The sequence below is a fragment of the Phytohabitans rumicis genome (genome assembly GCF_011764445.1).
Taxonomy (GTDB): Bacteria; Actinomycetota; Actinomycetes; order Mycobacteriales; family Micromonosporaceae; genus Phytohabitans; species Phytohabitans rumicis.
In genome coordinates, this window is record NZ_BLPG01000001.1 from 9492986 (window position 1) to 9510534 (window position 17549).

The 17549-nt window shown below is 68.3% G+C and carries 16 protein-coding genes and 1 pseudogene; 8 read left to right on the forward strand and 9 right to left on the reverse strand.

Translation table 11 applies throughout. The features are described from left to right. Nucleotides 1-170 precede the first annotated feature (170 nt). From Prum_RS42960 to Prum_RS42975, 4 genes are all read right to left on the reverse strand, one after another. Nucleotides 171-1457 carry an epoxide hydrolase family protein gene (locus Prum_RS42960; protein WP_218577644.1) on the reverse strand — a complete coding sequence of 429 codons (1287 nt, stop codon included), beginning with the start codon at nt 1455-1457 and terminating at the stop codon, nt 171-173. A 93-nt stretch (nt 1458-1550) separates the two neighbouring features. Further along, nucleotides 1551-2549, reverse strand: a complete 999-nt coding sequence (locus tag Prum_RS42965; RefSeq protein WP_173083067.1) for an ArsR/SmtB family transcription factor — start codon at nt 2547-2549, stop codon at nt 1551-1553. Between the two features lie 326 nt (nt 2550-2875). Further along, entirely contained in the window at nt 2876-3145 is a 270-nt protein-coding gene (locus Prum_RS42970; RefSeq protein WP_218577645.1) for a YegP family protein, read from the reverse strand. Nucleotides 3146-3271: 126 nt separating this feature from the next. After that, nucleotides 3272-4048, reverse strand: coding sequence for a DUF429 domain-containing protein (locus Prum_RS42975; protein ID WP_173083069.1), 777 nt, complete (start codon nt 4046-4048; stop codon nt 3272-3274). Nucleotides 4049-4333: 285 nt separating this feature from the next. Here Prum_RS42975 and Prum_RS42980 point away from each other — a divergent pair, with 285 nt between their 5' ends. Continuing rightward, nucleotides 4334-5080: a hypothetical protein gene (locus Prum_RS42980; protein WP_173083071.1), complete on the forward strand. Its 747-nt coding sequence runs from the start codon at nt 4334-4336 to the stop codon at nt 5078-5080. A gap of 385 nt (nt 5081-5465) precedes the next feature. On the opposite strand, the gene Prum_RS42985 is transcribed toward Prum_RS42980, so the two are convergent. Then, complete coding sequence (locus Prum_RS42985; RefSeq protein ID WP_246278488.1) at nt 5466-7490, reverse strand: membrane dipeptidase; 2025 nt, start codon at nt 7488-7490, stop codon at nt 5466-5468. 53 nt (nt 7491-7543) lie between these two features. Here Prum_RS42985 and Prum_RS42990 point away from each other — a divergent pair, with 53 nt between their 5' ends. Both Prum_RS42990 and Prum_RS48930 read left to right on the forward strand, forming a co-directional pair. Continuing rightward, complete coding sequence (locus Prum_RS42990) at nt 7544-8902, forward strand: tetratricopeptide repeat protein (protein ID WP_173083075.1); 1359 nt, start codon at nt 7544-7546, stop codon at nt 8900-8902. 154 nt (nt 8903-9056) lie between these two features. Next, complete coding sequence (locus Prum_RS48930; RefSeq protein WP_178132685.1) at nt 9057-9296, forward strand: hypothetical protein; 240 nt, start codon at nt 9057-9059, stop codon at nt 9294-9296. 54 nt (nt 9297-9350) lie between these two features. On the opposite strand, the gene Prum_RS43000 is transcribed toward Prum_RS48930, so the two are convergent. Next, a complete protein-coding gene (locus tag Prum_RS43000; protein WP_173083077.1) occupies nt 9351-10259 on the reverse strand; it encodes an alpha/beta hydrolase family protein in 909 nt (302 codons plus the stop codon). Nucleotides 10260-10370: 111 nt separating this feature from the next. Here Prum_RS43000 and Prum_RS55520 point away from each other — a divergent pair. Further along, nucleotides 10371-10508 (forward strand): annotated as a pseudogene (locus Prum_RS55520) (helix-turn-helix domain-containing protein); the annotation flags it as partial. A gap of 209 nt (nt 10509-10717) precedes the next feature. Beyond that, nucleotides 10718-10876 (forward strand): hypothetical protein, encoded by a 159-nt coding sequence (locus Prum_RS52970; RefSeq protein WP_246278489.1) that lies wholly within the window; start codon nt 10718-10720, stop codon nt 10874-10876. A 141-nt stretch (nt 10877-11017) separates the two neighbouring features. Here the strand turns inward: Prum_RS52970 and Prum_RS43010 are convergent, their stop codons facing one another. The 3 genes from Prum_RS43010 to Prum_RS43020 form a co-directional block, all read right to left on the reverse strand. Further along, nucleotides 11018-11365: a hypothetical protein gene (locus Prum_RS43010; protein WP_173083079.1), complete on the reverse strand. Its 348-nt coding sequence runs from the start codon at nt 11363-11365 to the stop codon at nt 11018-11020. Continuing rightward, complete coding sequence (locus tag Prum_RS43015) at nt 11362-11679, reverse strand: helix-turn-helix transcriptional regulator (protein ID WP_173083081.1); 318 nt, start codon at nt 11677-11679, stop codon at nt 11362-11364. The genes Prum_RS43010 and Prum_RS43015 overlap by 4 nt, the downstream gene beginning before the upstream one ends. A gap of 83 nt (nt 11680-11762) precedes the next feature. Further along, nucleotides 11763-12611, reverse strand: a complete 849-nt coding sequence (locus tag Prum_RS43020) for a class I SAM-dependent methyltransferase (RefSeq protein ID WP_246278490.1) — start codon at nt 12609-12611, stop codon at nt 11763-11765. Nucleotides 12612-12684: 73 nt separating this feature from the next. On the opposite strand from Prum_RS43020, the gene Prum_RS43025 reads away from it, so the two are divergent. The 3 genes from Prum_RS43025 (at nt 12685) to Prum_RS43035 (ending at nt 17526) form a co-directional block, all read left to right on the forward strand. Continuing rightward, entirely contained in the window at nt 12685-13305 is a 621-nt protein-coding gene (locus Prum_RS43025; RefSeq protein WP_173083083.1) for a TetR/AcrR family transcriptional regulator, read from the forward strand. Nucleotides 13306-13362: 57 nt separating this feature from the next. After that, nucleotides 13363-16764 carry a DUF4185 domain-containing protein gene (locus tag Prum_RS43030; protein ID WP_173083085.1) on the forward strand — a complete coding sequence of 1134 codons (3402 nt, stop codon included), beginning with the start codon at nt 13363-13365 and terminating at the stop codon, nt 16762-16764. 330 nt (nt 16765-17094) lie between these two features. Further along, a complete protein-coding gene (locus Prum_RS43035; RefSeq protein ID WP_173083087.1) occupies nt 17095-17526 on the forward strand; it encodes a hypothetical protein in 432 nt (143 codons plus the stop codon). The last annotated feature ends 23 nt before the right edge of the window (nt 17527-17549 follow it).

A 17549-nucleotide genomic window follows, 5' to 3' on the forward strand; every position in this document is an offset into this window, starting at 1 on the left:
CGCGTTCCTGCCTGTGCTCTGGTCGAGGCGCCGTCCGCAGGCGAGGTCACGCTGGTTCGTAGCGCTTGCTGCCAGCGATGATGCGTTCGATCTCGGACTTCATGTTGCCGACAACCGTTGGCCGGATCAGCTTGTCTGTGCCAGTGTGTCGCCGTCTACCGGTGGGCCGCTCAGCGCAGCAGCCGGGCGAATGCGCGGAGCTCGTCGGTGAAGATGGTGGGTTGCTCGAACGCGGCGAAGTGCCCGCCGTGGGTGGCGTTGTTGAAGTAGATCAGTTGGGACTGGTAGACGCGTTCGGCCCAGACCCGCGGCGTGGGGATGATCTCGTGGGGAAAGGCTGTGAAGCCGACTGGTACCGGGAAGTTGTTGGGAGTGGCGGCGGTGCGCGCGTCCTCCCAGTAGATCCGCGCCGAGGACGCCGCGGTGCCGGGCAGCCAGTACAGCATGATGTCGTCGAGGATCCGGTCGACGCCGAGGAGTTGCTCGGGGTTGCCGTCGCTGTCTGTCCACTCTAGAAACTTCTCGAAGATCCATGCCGCCTGCCCGGCTGGTGAGTCGGTCAGCGCGTACCCGAGGGTTTGTGGGCGGGTGGATTGCTGGTAGATGAACCCGGCGCCGTTGTCGAAGAACCGCTGCAGCTTGTCCAGTGCCGCCTGTTCTTCCGGGGTCGGCGGGTCGCCGACCGGCGGCTGGAACACCGGGAAGAAGTTGAGGTGGACCCCGGCGAGTCCGGCGGGCCCGAGCTTGGCCAGCTCGTGCGTCACTGAGGCGCCGAAGTCGCCGCCTTGTGCCAGCCAGCGGCGGTAGCCGAGGCGCGTCATCAGCTGGCCCCAGGCGTTCGCGATGCGGGGGACGTTCCACCCGGTCGCCGCGGGCTTGTCGGAGAAGCCGAAGCCGGGCAGCGACGGCGCCACGACGTGGAACGCGTCCGCGGCGCTGCCACCGAACGCGGTGGGGTTGGTCAGTGGCCCGATCACCTCGAGGAACTCCACCACCGAGCCTGGCCAGCCGTGCGTGAGCAGGACCGGCATGGCGTTGGCGTGCCGCGACCGCACGTGCAGAAAGTGGATGCCCAACCCGTCGATCCGGGTACGGAACTGGCCGAATTCGTTGAGCCGGGCCTCGACCCGGCGCCAGTCGTACCCGGTGCGCCAGCGCTCGACCAGCGCGCGCACCCGCTGCAGCGGGGCGCCCTGCGACCCGTCCGCGACGGTCTCCCGCTCCGGAAATCGGGTGGCGACCAGCCTGCGCCGCAGGTCCAGCAGCGTGGCGTCCGGCACCGATAGCCGAAACGGGGTGACGTCCGTCGTCGCCGCAGGCAGCGTCATGCCGGGCTCGGCGGACGCCGGTGACGCGTCCACCTGCGTCCAGCCCAGCGGCACCGCGACGGCGCCCGCGGTGGCGGCGGCCTGGAGGACGCCGCGACGGGTAGGGCCACCACTGCTTGCGCTCCGCACGATTCCTCCCGAGGTGTTCATCGATGCGGTACACGGTGGCAGGCCCGCCGGCGAGCGGCCAACGATTCGACCGTGATGGAATCGGGGCCGGGTTCAGCCCGGATCGCCGTCCGGGCCGCTGGCCGCGACGAGCCCGTCGGCGAGCTGGGTGCGCCGGTACACCACCCGGCGTCCGGAGCGCCACGACGTCACCAGGCCGCTGCGCCGCAGCACCGACAGGTGGAAGCTGACCGACGGCGGGCTCTGACCCAGCTCGCCGGCGAGGTCCGTGGTCGACTTCGGCAACGCCAGGCGGTCCAGGATCGCCGCCCGGCTGTGCCCCAACAACGCGCCCAGCGCGTCGCCGTCGCAGCCAGGATCGTCCCTGCCGTGCCCCCACAGCCGGCCAACGCCGCGGCAGGCGTAGACGAGCGTCGCGGGCCGGCCGGGGACCTTGTCCACCATCAGGCGTGGCCAGGCAAAGACCGACGGGAACAGCGTCAGCCCGTCACCGGCCAGGTCGTGCTGCACCGAATGCCGCGGCTTGTCGATCCGCAGCACGTCCCCGCGCACGCTGACCTCCGGGTGCAGGCCCGATAGCAGCGCGTCCACGCCGCCCGCGGTCAACTGGCCCGCCCGGTACGCGACGTCGTCTTCCAGCACAGCGTGCAGCTGCCGCCAGTGCGGCTCGATCGCGACCGACCAGTAGCGCCACAGCGCGTCGGCCAGCCGCCGCGCACCGGCGGCCCCTTCAGCGACCAGGTCCCGTGCCCGCGCCGGCATCGGATCGCGGCCCCACGCCGCCGCCACGTCGGTGCGGATCTCCTCTACGTCTGCATCCGCCACCAGACGCAGCTGCTCGTCGATGCCACCGGCGTGGCTGGCCGCCGAAAACAGGAAGTCGGCCACGTAGGCAGTCGCCGGCAACACCGCGCGCAGCAGCGCCATGTCGACACCGCGCAGGCCGCTTTGGGTCGCCTCCCACCACGGCCGGTGCAGCCTCGACACCCCCGGCGACGACAGCTGATACAGGCTCTGCACCACCTCGGCCAGCGGCGAGTAGCCGAACCGTATCCGCGCCACATCCGCGACACCCATTCGCAGCCGGATCACGCCGCGATCCTAGAGGCGTCCGACCACTTACACACCTCCCACTGTTGCGCCAGAACCGGCCGGCGGCGACGGGCAGCCCGGCGCGGATGCCGCCAGTGCAGCTTGTCCACACGCACCTCGTCTGGTTCGCGGTCGGGAATCAGGCCGCGCCGGGAGCGGGGCGCAAGCGGCCATCCGGCCCTGTTGACCGTGCCGTCCTCGACATCGCCGACCTAGGGTCTAACTCAGAGGGCGTCGCGGGGCGTCTGGCCGGGGTACCGGCCGGTCGAAAGGACGATCTGGTCGAGACGCAGCGGGGCGAGCCGCTTGCCGAGTTCGACGAGCACCTAGATCAGTGGTCGAGGTCGGCTAATCGGTCTCGTCGTCGATAGGGCCGCGGCGACGTTGTTCTTGGTCGACTCGATGTTGTCCAGAGCCGGCTGCTTGTGGGTGTACGTCTCGCTGGTCGCCACGACCTGACCGTTGGAAGTGACCAGGTTGAACCGGAACTGCCCGACCCCAAACAGTGGGTGTGTGACCCGCTTGAGTTCATGCCCGACGCTGACGAGGACGGCACTGGAGATCGGCGCGGATGCGCCCGACGATCCGATGGTCACGGTCGCGAACTGGCATGGCGAGCACTACTTTGACCTTTGCATTCCACTTGCTTTTCAACGCCCCCACAACCATGCGAGTCCTCGTGCAAGGTCAGGGAACCTCACGTGCCGTTCTGGTGGTGCCCGTTAGGGATCTTTGTGTTGACTGGTGGTTGATGGAGGTTGGAGACCGTTCAGTGGTGAGGTGGGCAGGGCGATCCAGCCTTCGGTGCGGGCGGTGGCTAGGTGCTCGTCGTCGGGGCGGGTGGCTAGCCCGAGGGCGGCGGCCCGTGCTGTCAGGGCGGCAATGAGGGCGTCGGTGGCGTGGTCGCAGGCCCGGCACAACGTCTCGTGCGAGCCTAGGTCCAGCCACGGGATCTGTGCCTGTAGGCGGTGGACGAGTTCGGCGAGCCGGGGCAGGTTGGCGGTGCCTTTGTAGCCACGGGTCGGCAGTTCCCAGATGTGCATGCTCGCGGCCGGGTACACCTCGACGACCACGCCGGCGCCGGTGCGGTCGACCGGGTATCCGCGGTCGGCGAGTACCGCGAGCAGTGCGGCGGCGCGCATGGCGGTGTGCCCGATCCAGTCCGCCGCTACGCTCAGCGGCCATCGGCCCACGGCCCGGTGGACGATCTCGTCGGTCACTCGATAGGCCAGCTTGCGACGCCACACCAGGCCGGCGGCATCGTTGGGCACCGTCACGTGGCCGGTGTGATGGGCGGTGATGAACTCGAGGAACGCCGCCGGCCATCCCAGCGGGCAGTCGATGCCGGCCTTGTCGGCCCCGACGACCGCGTCCACGATGGCGTTGTCGTCGACGCCGACGCGCACATCGCGCAACTGGGCCCGACCGGAGGACCACTCGATGACGGCCAGCGCGGTACCCGCCGGCTCAGCGGCGAGATCCACTCCTACGGTCAACACCCCGCCCACCGTAGATGCACCAGCGGCCGACAGTGAACTCCTACCGCGCCAGTCGCGGCAGCCATCACTCTCCGTGTTCCTGACGATCGCGGCGGTTCCTCATGCGCTGTCGTGCCGAAGACAGTGCGGTTGTCGCCGCATTTATGGCGGCATCCCGATGCGTGGTCGCCGCTAGCTCACCGATCTTGGTGGCGCGACGAGGCTAGCCTGGGAGCCAACTACCTTGGGGTTCCCCCAAGCCGTAGAAGCTACTCCGAGCATCGAGGGCAGAGGTTTGGAGGCTACATGGCCGACCGTTGGGATCAGCATCGGATTTCCCGCGACCGGAAGCCTATTCAGGCACTGAAGCTGATGCTGATATTCTTTGCGATCGACCTCGCGTGGGAGGTTCTGCGGGCAAATGTCAATGCATCACAGAAGAGCGATTGGCCTTGGCGATTCACGGTTCTGGACCCGTCAACGTGCGCAACGCTCACGGCTCTCATGGCCGGAATCCTTGTCACCAGAAGCCAGTACGCGCAGGCGACACTGCCAATACTGAATTGGTCGGCGTACCCAGGTGGAAGCGACTTTGTTAAGGGCTCCCTGCGTACCGTGCGCCTGTTCAACGCGGGGGGCGGCCGGGCTATCGTCAAGGCGATAGAGTACCGACATGAATTGACGACGACGGAAGGAGAGTCGCGATCCTCACTCGGGCCCTGGCTCGGCTGGTACGAATTCGTGAAGTCGATCGAAGGTCTCGGACTGAGGCGGCCCGAAGAAATATTCGTTCTTCATCTCGGTATTGGGACCAGCATCCCGCTTACTACGAAGAGTGGGGACGGCATCGAGCTGATCGCTTTTGGGCAAGCGGCGCTAGGTCGTCTCCGTCTCGTTGACATAAGAATCCGAATCGAAGATACGCTCGGCGACATCCACGAGAAGCAGTTACGATGCCTAAGAGGCGATGCCGATCCGGGAGGAGAGTCGTCGTCTTCCCGATTTGCTTATTTCTCGGCCCAGCGTACACCCGACTCGCAGTCTGTCCAGTGAACTGTAACGGGGCCATCGGACTCGTGATCAAGTGAGCGCATTATCATGCCGCCGATAGCGTGCGTTCCTGCCGAGTCTTGCCAGGTCCGCGCTCTGAGGCTGGCGGACGCCGAAGCCGGAACGGAGCGAAGGGTCCGGGATGACCTGGATGGGCGTCGTACCAAACCCGGGGCGGTTCACGGTGCACCGGAGCTGACACTGGAGCTGGTCCTGATAGACATTGCCCAGATCTGCGCGCAGGCCGGCTATTGACCGTCTCGGCGTGTTGCGGCCCGGAGCGGGGCCACCGGCGACCGGAAGACGCGGCTCGTCAGGTACTCGAAGCCGGAGGCGTCGTTGTGGAGTGCCGTCGAGTCGTGGCGCGGGGGTAGGAGTGGGGCCGTGTCTACCAGGCGATGGCCTGCTCCCACATTTGGACATACGCCTCGGCCCCGGACATGAGCTGCTTGCGTAGCAGGGGGCTGTCGCTGCCGGACTGTTGGATGAGGTCGGTGGTCCAGTCGGCGAACAGGCCGTATTGAGCGGCGCCGTCGGTGTTGAGGTCGAAGGTGCGCGATCCGAAGGTCTGCTTGTTCACGGTGGTGCCGTTGGGTGCGGTGAACGGGTAGACGAGCGGGTCGGCCGTCGCGTTCGGGCGCGGGTTTGCCTGGTCGCCGAGGCCGTTGACGTCGGTGCCGTAGCCGTAGCCGACGATGGTGCTGCCGTGCGGTGCGGCGTTGTTGGCGCGCCATTCGCTGAGGAACTCCGGTACCGAGTGCGCGTACGTGGCCACGAACCCGCCCAGTGCGAGAATTTGGTCGATCATCGCCGGATCGGACCAGCTGTGCACTGAGGTCACGCCCGGGTAGTGGGCCGCTGTGGCCATGTCCAGCACGGCCTGCGCGGTCTTCACGCTCATGTGGTCAACGTGGATGATCATGCCGCGCTGCATCATCGTCTGGATGAGGTAGCGGCCGAGGCTGGTCAGCCCGCGGGTGTTGCAGATCTTGCCGCTGGGGTAGATCGGCAGCACCGCGCCGGGCGGCAGGCCCACGGCGCCGAAGCTCAGCAGCCGGACGAGGTCGTCGTTGACCAGCGGCTGCTCGTTGTCGGACGGGCCGGTGCAACTGGTGGCTGTCCACCAGTGCCCGGTGGACAGCAGGTTGCCCAGGTTGACGAACGCCCCGCTGACGCCTGAGTCGAACCGCGTGCCGCCGAAGGCGTTGTCGAACTTGTGTACCGGGTAGATACCGGAGACGCCGAGTGCCTGCAGCTCGTTGAGGCCGGCGTCGATCTGGGCCGTGGTGCACTGCGGGACGTCGTTGATCTCGCGGCAGCCGAAGATCTCCGAGTTCTCGACGCCGATCGTCACGGCCAGCTTGCCCTGTGCCGCGATGTTGCGCACCTGCGCCGGCGTGGCGGCGATGCGGAACCAGCCCTTGCCGGCGCCGCCGTTCTGCGCGTCGATGTAGTCCTGCATCGAGTAGAGATAGCGGGACTGGGTCCGGATCTGGTCCATCTCGTCGCAGGACGTGTCGCGGTAGGGGAACAGCTCGCAGATGGCGCGGTTCGCGACGAGCAGCGCGTTAAGCACCCGCTGGCCGGACCGCCAGGACCGCTCGATGCCCCGGAAGTACGACTGCTCGTGCAGCAGCGAGTTGTGCTGTGGCCAGTCGCCGAACGTCGGCCAGCCGTCCTCTGGCGAGTTCACCGGGTCGGTTCCCCCAATGATCGCCTCGAACAGCGCACCCACGTTCAAGCTGCGGTGCGTGTCGCAGCCAGCGAGTGCCACTTGCACGCCACCGGACGCCCACGCCTCGCCGCAGTGCATCCGACCGCCGAACGCGGCGGCGGCGGTGACGTGGGCGTGCGCGTCGATCGTCCCCACGAGCTTGCCGCTGCCGTCGATGCCCGGCGCGGCAGTGCCGGTGACGCCCGGGTCGATGTCCGGTGGGATGTAGCACCCCGTCGCGGTCGCCAGCGCGATGGTGTACGACGAACTGGCCGCGCCGAGACTCCACAGGAACGAGCCCATGACCTGGCCGGTGGCCGTCGCGGTGAATCGGTACCGGTCGCCGGCCTTGGTCACCGTGAAGTCGGCCCGGTCGCCGTACGAGTCTCCAGCCAGGATGAAACCGACAATGCTCTGGTACGCCGGCTTGCCGTCGGAGCCGATCACCTCGTATCGGCCGAGCTGGGTAGCCTCCAGCCGGAACGACGTGGCACCGGACGCGGACGAGGTGAAGCCGTAGCCAGCCCCGCTGCGCGCCACGTAACCGACCGAGCTGGAGCCGCTGTAGACACGCAGCGAGGCGCAGGTGCCGTCCAGCGCGTCGGCGTTGGCCGTGATCGACCCGGCCGAGGCCGGCGGCGCGGCGACGACCGTGACCGCCGCGAGCGAGACGAGTAAGCCAACCGTGAAGGCGGCCAAGCGGGATCGGCGCGGTCGGTGACACGGCGACAGGGACATGATGGTGCCCCTTCATGCGTGCCGGATCGCCTGATCCGGCGGCCGGTGTGAACTCATTTCAGAGTCTGATAGACGTCGATGACTGTCAACAGGAAGCGAAACCTTTTCGGCTTTCCTGGTCCACAGGGGTCGTTCGCGATCGGCTCACCGGCGTCGGTTGGCCGGGCGATGGCGCAGGGATGTCGGTTGTTGCAGGTGCCCGCGATGATGTGGCGGTGCAGGAGACCGAACGGTTCTCGCCCGGGCAGCGGCTGAGCCGTGGTATCGCGATGGCCGTGGCGATCGTGATCATCGGTTGTGTCGTGGTGTTCCTAGTTGGCGGGCTGGTGGAGGGCCTGGGCTGGTGGGTGCTCGTCGTGCTGGCAGCGCTTGTCGGCGGCGTGGGCTGGTTGAAGTGGCTGCAGGTGCGCAAGGCCCGGGCGTGGCGGCGCGGTGTCGATGTCGTTCATGAGGTGTACGTTGACGCGCTGGACCGCGCTGAGTGCGGGGACCTGACCGGCGCCGCCGAGCGTTTCGAGGAGGCCATTGCGGCGTCGAGTCGGCTGGGTGGCGACGCCGGGCAGTACGTGATGGTCCTCCTGCAGGGGCTCGCCTCGGTGCGCGTGGCTCAGGGTGACCTCGGGCGTGCCGTGGCGGTCTGGCAGCGGGCGCACGCGCTAAGCCGTGCCGAGCAAGGCGACGATGCTGCACAGACCCTCGCCACGGCGAACGGAATCGCGGCGGTGCTGCTGACACAAGGTGAGCGGGAGGCGGCCGGGGAGCGGTACCAGGACACCCTCGCGCGCTGCCGGCGGCTGCTGGACGCAGCCCACCCGGAGACCGTCACCGCGCTGAACGGTGTCGCCAGGAGCGCCCCCACGCCGCAGGTGGGTCCGTTGCACCAGCAGGCTGCCGAGCTGTACGCGCGGATCCTCGGGCCGTCGCATCCCGACACGCTCATCGCGCAGCGGCAGGCCGCCCCGGACGATCCCGCGGCCGCCTGCCTGGCCATCGGTGATCTTGGCGGCGCCCGGGCGTTGTCCGCGCAAGCCCTGGCGGACTGCGTGCAGCGGCATGGCGAGGCCGACCCGCGTACCGTGGCCGCGCTGAACGACCTCGCCATGGTGCTGCGCGAACAGCGGGACCTGACCGCGGCATACCGTATGTACGAACGGGCCGCCGAGCTGTGCGGCCGGCTACCGGGCGGGCCACACCCACAGCAGCTGGCAGCGGGTAACGGGATCGCCCAGGTGATGCTCCTGCAAGGCGACGTGGTCAACGCCGCGACGGAACTGGCCGCCGTCCTTGACGGCTGCCTCACGCGGTACGGCAAGCAGCACCCGGAGACGGCTGCGGCACGGCGGAACCTCGAAAGGCTGGAAGCGCCCAGTTGAATCCCGACGCCTGGGTCGGGCTGACCGCCTCGCTGGACAAGATCTGCGAGCTGCAGGCGTTCAACCGGGGGCTGCGCGAGGTCATGCTCGGCACCGGCGGGCCGGTGGGCGGCAGGCCCTGGTCGGCCGGCGGGTCAAGCCCCTCGTCGGCGGGTTGGTCGAGCGGGCCAAGGCGCAGGGTTCGCTGCGCGAGGACGTCGTGGGTGTGGACCTGCCGATGATCCAGCTGATGGTCGCGGCGATCACCGACCACACTGGACAGCCAGACCTGTGGCGGCGATACCTTCGCCTGCTGCTGGACGGCATGCGACCGGGTACGAGCACCTCACTGCCGCCCATCTCCGGAGCCGGGGGCGGCCTGTTCGCACGCGGCCCCGGACGGCCCCGCCGGTGACTGCTCGACCTAGGTTCGACCGTGACGCACGGCAAACGGGGGATGAGGGGGCGTTCAGTGCGCGAGACGGGCCCGTACCCACTCCGCGATGCGTGCGGTGACCCAGCCGTCGATCGGCCTGGTGAGCTGACCCCGATACCGCCACAATCCCGGCGGGCCGGGGTCGCGGCGCAGCAGGTGGGTGAGGTCGGTCGGCACTTCGGCGTCGAACGGGCCGGTCACGAGCCGGCCGATGCGTGCCACGTCGGCCGGGTCGACCTGGATGTCCTTGCCGCCGGTGATCGCAAGCACCGGCCGGTCGATGGCGGCCAGGTCCGGGCCCGGGTCGTGGGCCATGTACTCGCGCAGCCACCTGTCGGTCAGGCGCGAGCGTGGCATCCGCTCGTGCCGGTCGGCGGTGGACCCGCGGACCCGGTCGCGCTCGCGGGCCTGACGGCGCGCCAGTATCGGGCCTAACGGTCGCAGCGGCCGTGGCAGCGTGGTCGCGATCCGGTCGCTCTGCCAGGCCATCACTCGATCGCCAGGCTGCGCGGCACCCGCGAGCAGCACATACCCGGCTGGCGGTGGAGCGGCCCGTACGAGGTTGGCCGCCAACACAGCTCCGGTCGAGTGCCCGACGACGAAGACCCGCTCCGGGTCTACCCCAGGGTGGGCACGCAACGCGGCGAGGGCGGCTGCGGCGTCGCCGCACTCGGTGTGGAAGCCGGTGCTCAGGTAGTCACCGCCCGAGGCGCCCACGCCCCGCTTGTCGTAGCGCAGCAGGACGCAGCCGTGGTCGGCCAGTGCCACCGCGAGCGCCTGGCCCAGTCCCAGCGCCATCCCGGGCATGGCGGAGTCGCGGTCGATCGGCCCTGAGCCGTTGATGAGCAACGCGGACGGGTGGCGGCCGTCCCCGTCGGGCCGAGTGAGCGCGCCGGCCAACAGCGCTCCGGTTGCCCGGATCTCGACAGTCTGTTCCCGCAACGACCCACCCTTCGTTCTCACTCCTGAGAATAATCGGAGCTCAAGCTAACATTCTCGATTGTGATAATCAACGCCGACCCGGCGCGACCCGGCGCTGGAATCGTGGAGACCGTGCTGCATCCGGTCCGGTTGCGCATCGTGCACGCGCTCATGGATCGCGAGCTGACCGCACGCCAGCTCATCGCCGAACTCAGCGACATCCCGCAGGCATCGCTCTACCGACACGTCGGGCGCCTGGTAGACGCGGGGGTGCTGCGAGTGACCCGCGAGGAGCGGGTGCGCGGCGGCACACAGCGCACGTACACGGTGGTGGAGTCCGCCGTCGCCCTCGGCCCCCGCGACTTCGACGCCGCATCCCCGCCGACCACCAGCGCTACTTCGCCGCGTTCGTCGGCGCGCTGGTCGCCGGGTTCGAGCAGTACCTGCGAACCGCTGGCGCCGCCCCCAACCGCGACGGCGTGGCGTACCAGCAGATTCCGGTCTGGGTCACTCCGGCCGAGTCGCGCGAACTCGCCGCCACGATCACCGACCTGCTACGCCCCTTGCGGGTGCGGACGGGTGGCCGGCGGCGCCGGACGACGTTCGCGATGGTCGTGCACCCCGACCCGGCCACCTAGATCGTTGATCGGTATTTCGGGGGTGGTCAGGGGCCGGGCTAGTGGTCGTAGGTGTCGGGGCGGGGGCGGTTGGCCGTGCCGTCCACAACCCGCCGCCGGCCGCGCCGGCTGACGTGCGTTGTTGGCGCTTCCTCCGAGGGCTCAGCTGGTGACGAGCATGGCGATGCCGCCGAGCAGGGTAAGAGCGGACAGGACGGCGAGGGCGGCGGTGCGCTGGCGAACGCGGGATCCGCCGACGACGCGTAGTGCAAGAGCCAGGGGACCGATGGGAAGCATGGTGGTGGATCCTTTCGAGGAGGGCGCGGCGATTCGCGGTGCGGCGCTCATGGCGCCCAGCGCTAGGCGTAGGGGAGATAGGTCGAAGTCGGCTGCGGCTTGGACATCGGCTCGCCACTGTTCGAGGTAGCGGGCACGCTGTTCGGGGTCGGGGAGCAGCGCCGCCGCGCAGCGCACCACGGCGAGCGCGGCGCGCAGGTGAAGCAGTTTCATTGGGCCACCTGTGAGGACGATGGCCGCCACGATGGCGATCTTTCGGCGGCCCGCGCGCATACCCGGCGTGCCTCGGTGGCCCCTTCGGCCGTCAACCGGTACATGCGCCGCCGCGGTCCGCGCCGGTCGCTGGCGTCGTCCCAACTGGAGGTCGCCCAGCCGGCCTGCTCCAGGCGGTCCAGTAGCGGATAGACGCTTCCTGATGGTCGTCCGGTCAGCTTGATGATCTCCAACCCCCATCGGGGTTGGTCGCTGTCGAGCAGCACGGTCAGCACGTCCACGGTGGCCCTGCCGATGCGCCCGAGCTGCTGCATGGACCGTAGCCTACCTATGTAGTTTAAGGTTGTCCATCGTGATTGTCTGCCTGGCGCTGACGTACGGCAAGCGCTTCGCCGAGCTACGTGTCCTTCGGGTGGTATCGGGAGGTGCCGGTGCGTACGGCGGTGGTCGCCAGGGTGGTGTACTGCATCGTGAAGCGTCCGCCCAGCGTGTCGATGGCGGTCCCGACCGCGTTGAGGATGTCGGCTGTCTTGTCGGGTGGCAGGTGGGTGAGGCCGCCGGTGGTGGGGAGCAGGGCCAGCCATTGGTCGCGCGTGTAGGGCTGCTCCCAGTCGAATCGCCACTGTTCGGGGTCGTGGAACTGTTCCGTCTCGCGGATCTTGTCGGCGATCTTCGCGTAACCCGCTTGGTACATGTCCAGGGGACGTCGAGCCGGCAGATTGTTGAACGGTGAGTCTGGTACCACCCTGCGGTAGGCGGCGGCGAACGGCTCGGCCACCTCGATGGGCGGCTCGAACACGTGCCCGAAGATCGCCAGCCGTCCATCCGGGCGCAGCACCCGGGCCGCCTTGAGTACGCCGGCGACCGGATCGACCCAGTGCCACGACTGGGCGGCGATCACCGCGTCGAACGTCCGGCCGGCCGGCTCCCAGCCTTCGAACGTCGCCACCTCGACCCGTAGGCCGCGGGCTCGCGCGAGGTCGGCCATCCGCGCATCCGGCTCGACGCCGAGCACCGCGCAGCTGGCGGCCTGGAACTGGCGGGCTGCGATGCCGGTACCACAGCCCACGTCGAGCACGTCGGGCCCGGGGCTCCCGGCGACGATCCGCGCCACCAAGGCATCGGGGTAGCCGGGTCGGGCCTGGTCGTAGCGTTGCGCGTCCGCACCGAACGACTCGGCCATCGGCCGGGCATGATGCAGCTCCGCGGGGGACGGCGCTGGCTGCTCTCGCGGTAAAGTGGTCACGTGCCCACCTTAGTGGGCGTGTGCCCACTAGACAACGGGTGCCGACTGGTTGACGTATCGAGAGGATCTGTGAGTGCCGACTGGGGTGCATTTGCGCGATGCGCGGCAGCAGCTGTTCGACGCTGCCGAGCGGGTGCTGCTGCGGGACGGGCCGGAAGGGCTGACCAGCCGGGCCGTCACCGACGAGGCCGGCTGCGCCAAAGGCGTCCTGCACCGGCACTTCACCGACTTCGACGCCTTCCTGACCGACCTCGTGCTCGACCGGGCCGCGCAGCTTGAGACGCAGGCGAGTGCGCTGCGCGAGTCCGCCGGCACCGGCACGGTGGCGGACAACCTGACCAGCGCGCTGATCACCTTGTTCGGACCGGTCCCGGTGGCGATCATCCCGCTCATCACCTTCCGGGACGAGCTGCGCACACGGCTGCGGCGAGCCGCGCCTGGAGGCGGCATCGCGATCCTCGCGCAGGCCACGACCGCAGTCTCCGCTTACCTGGCCGACGAGCGTGAACTGGGCCGCATCGCGGCTGACGCCGACATCGACTCACTCACCCTCTCGCTGGTCGGCGGCGGGCATCTGCTGTTCGCAGACCGCGACCCCGGCCCGCCGACCACGGCAACCGTCAACAAGCTCGTGACAACGACGCTTGCCGACGTTGTGCAACGGCGGCCCGCCGATAACGGGCGCTCGGACTGAGACAAGTTCCGCACTAGCTCGAGGGTGCCAGAGGAATCGATACCCGACAATGGAAGCATGAGTAGGCGCCCGATCCCGATCCCGAGCGATGCCACGGCGAAGGCCACCCACGTACACCGGGCACCGCTGCCCGAACCACAACCCCAGGCCCCGACGGCCGCGGCAGCCTTGCCGCAGCGGTACACGCCGGTGCGGCTGTCGCGGCGCACGGTGCTGCGTGGCGGCATGTCCGCCGGGGTGGCGGCCGTGCTGGGGGCTCACTATCTGAACCGTCCAGCCGGCCCGGGCGAGCTTGACTTGAGCGCCTTCGGGGCCAACAGCGTCGGCCCGAGCTGCCTCATCGAAGGCGACTTCGTCAGCACCGACCACCACAACCTCGAGGCGGTCCTGTACCGAGACGGTGCGCTGCACCATGTGTGGGGTCTACCGGGTCCGTCCGGAATGGAATGGCGTGCCGGGCAGATCCTGCCGGCCTTCGCCTCGGGCCCCGGATCGCTGATCCGCAGCGACTTCGGCTCCACCCCGCACAAGAACTTCGAGGTCGTCCTGTGGAGCGGGAACGAGCTGTGGCACTGGTTTCACGACAACTCCAATGTGGACCTTCCGTGGCAGCAGGCCCAGTTGATCAGCTCCAAGGCGACCGGTCCCGCCAGCCTCATCCAGAGCGACTTCGGCTCGGGCGCGCACAAGAACTTCGAGGTCGTCGTGCTGGAAGGCAGCAATCTGGTCCACTACTTCCACGACAACTCCAACGTCGACCTCCCATGGACACGCGGGCAGACCATTACCACCCGCGCCACCGGACCCGGCTGCCTCATCCAGAGCGACTTCGGCTCGGGCGCGCACAAGAACTTCGAGGTCGTCGTGCTGGAAGGCAGCAATCTGGTCCACTACTTCCACGACAACTCCAACGTCGACCTCCCATGGACACGCGGGCAGACCATCACCACCCGCGCCACCGGACCCGGCTCCATCATCCAGGGGTACTCCGGGGCCGCGCACAAGAACTTCGAGGTCGTGGTGCCGGAGGGGAACACGCTGGTGCACTACTGGCACGACAACTCCAATGTGGACCTGCCGTGGTCGCGCGGGCAGACGGTCAGCGTCGCGACGACCGGGCCGGGCTGCATCGCGAAGAGCTCGTTCGGCCCCGGCGGCCCCGGCAACTACGAGATACTCGTCCAGGAGCTGACCAAGTCGGTTATCCACTACTGGCACCACAACGTGGATGTGGCGCTCCCGTGGTGGCGCAACGGCTTTCACGTACCGGGCTTCGCCGAGGACTGGGCCGACTCGCCCCTGCTGGCGAGCACGGTCAAGGTCGCCCAGCTGACCGGTGAATGGGACCGGCAGCGCAACGCGGCCACGCTCAGCCGCACCGCCAGCCGGTTCGGGGTAACCGGAACCGATCTGGGCCAGTCTTTCCTGTACGAAGGAAGAATTTGTTTTCTCTTTGGCGACACCGAGGTCGACGGCGAAATCCGCGACGACGGCGACGCCGCCAAAACCCTCGACAGCATCGCCTTCACCAGCGACACCTCAGTCGGACCCGACGGGATCACCCTGGAGTTCAACCGGGCCTCCCCCCAGGTCCCCGACATCGACCAAGGCGCGTTCTGCGTGCCGACCGACGGGCTGGAGGCAGGCAACCCAGCCACCGGACCGGGCTGGCTCATCCAGAGCGACTTCACCTACAACGACAGCCACAACTTCGAACTGGTCATGCTCCAAGGGAGCAACCTGGTCCACTGGTGGCGCGACGCCACCCCGAACTCGGGCTGGCGCCGGGGGCAGACCATCACCACCCGCGCCACCGGGTCGGGCTGCATCATCCAGAGCAGCTTCGGCTCGGGCGAGCACGGCAACTTCGAAGTGGTCGTGCTGGAAGGCAAGAACCTGGTCCACTACTGGCACGACAACGCCAACGTGAACTCGCCATGGCGCCGCGGCCAGACGATCACCGGCAACGCCACCGGACCCGGCTGCATCATCCAGAGCAACTTCGGTTCGGATGAGCACGGCGACTTCGAAGTGGTCGTGCTGGAAGGCACGAACCTGGTCCATTACTGGCACGACAACTCCGACGTGAGCCAGCGGTGGCTGCGCGGGCACATCATTACCAGCCGGGCGTCCGGGCCGGGCTGCATCATCCAGAGCGACCTCGGCTCAAGCGAGCATGGCAACTTCGAAGTGGTGGTGCGCGAAGGCAACGCGCTGATGCACTACTGGCACGACAACTCCAACGTCGCCCTGCCGTGGCGGGCCGGGCAGACGATCACCACCCGTGCGACCGGCGGCGCCTGCATCATCCAAAGCGACCTCGGTCCGGGCGCGTACGGCAACTTCGAAGTGGTGGTACAGGAAGGAAAGCGCCTGGCCCACTACTGGCACGACAATTCCAATGTGAACATGCCATGGCGGGCGGGGCAGACCATCAGCACCCGCGCCACCGCCGGCGGCTGCATCGTCCAGAGCGACTATCGCTCCGGGGAGCACGGCAACTTCGAAGTCCTCGTGCTGGAGGACAGCAGGGTCATGCACTACTGGCACGACAACGCCGATGTGGCACTGCCCTGGCAGGGCCCCCACCCGGTCAACCGGGCCAGTATGTACGTCTACTTCACCTCCGACCACGTCGGCGATCCCGGCACCGAAGCCACCTCGATGGGGCGAAGCATCCTGGCCCGCTCCAACGACGGCGGCAACTCCTTCTCCCCGCCGCTGTACACCATGTCCACCGACAAGTTCATCAACCTGTCGATCCAGGTGGTCCGCAACGCGGACTTCCCCGGACTGCCGCAGCGCTCAGGCGACGGAATCCTGTTGTGGGGCAGCGGAGGCTACCGGCGAAGCAACGTCTACCTGGCCCACATTCCCCTCGAAAGCATCGAGCAGCGCTGCGCCATGCGCTTCTACACCGGCACCAACGCATCCGGGCAACCGCAGTGGAGCGGCGAGGAGGCCCACGCGGCGCCACTGTTCCTGTCCGGCTCGATCGGCGAACTGTGCGTGCGCTGGAACCCCTTCCTGCACCGCTTCATCCTGATGTACAACGGCGACAACCCGGGCAACATACTGGAACACCAGAGCCCCACCCCCTGGGGCCGTTGGAGCGAAGCCCAGAACATCTTCGACTACCCCAGCGCCCTCGGGCATTACATGCACGACCCTAAACTCGACGACGGCCTCAGCGACCCGGGCCGCGAGGACATCGGTGGTGGCGCCTACGGGCCATACATCATCGCGCCCTTCACCACGCCCAACCCGGACGGCACGACCACGATGTTCTTTGTTCTGTCCACCTGGAACCCGTACAACACCATGCTCATGAAAACCACCATCGCCCTGCGGCCCGAGGGTCACCGCGGCGCCGCAATCCTTCAGCCCACCGTGCCACCGTCGCCCGGCCCGTCACCGTCGCCCAGCCCTTCGCCATCGCCCAACCCCGGAGGGTGCTGAGCGAGCGAGAGGTGCGTCTTCGAAAGCAGATGACCGCGCACTCCGATGAGCCTCGGCGGCCGCGACGCCGAGCTGTTCACGTTGCGGGCCGCGCCGTACCTGGCGGCGCCGTCACCGGGTCGGATTTGCGCCTCGCTGAATTGATCGCGCCGAATGCGTCTGGTACGCGATAGTCTGCCTGGCGGGGGATCGACCAGGGGAGGGCGCGATGACAATGGTCTGGCGAGGCGTCCTGGTGGCGGCTCTGACGACGCTGGCGTTGGCGGGCCTGGCAGCACCGGCGGGGCTGAAGCCGCCGAGGGTACTCCGCCGACCAGGACCGAGACCGACGTGCAGATCGTGCACAGCGATCCAGCGGCGTGCGGGGACTACGGCGTCGAGTGGAACATCGACCTGCACTCGGTCAACCTGACGTTCTTCGACCAGGCCGGGCGCCGCGTGAAGCTGGTCCAGCACATCACGGAGGACAACACCGTCCGCAACACGGTCACCGGGCTCACCCTGCCGGACAGTCCCGTCGATTTCGTGCAGACGTCGATGTTCAATCCGGAGACGGGGCTGCGCACGCACATCTTTGTCGTAGGCACCTCGGTGAACGTGCGCCGCGGAAGCCAGCACCTGGTCGACCGCGGCCCGATCCTCATCGACGGCCAGACCGGCAGGATTCTTTTTGCCGCCGGCCCGCACCCGATTCGTCGCCTCCTGGACGGCAGCTTCGACATCCGGCGAGCGTTGCCAGGGTTCTGCGACATCCTGCGCTAGCGACCCGTGCCGGGTGGGAGCGA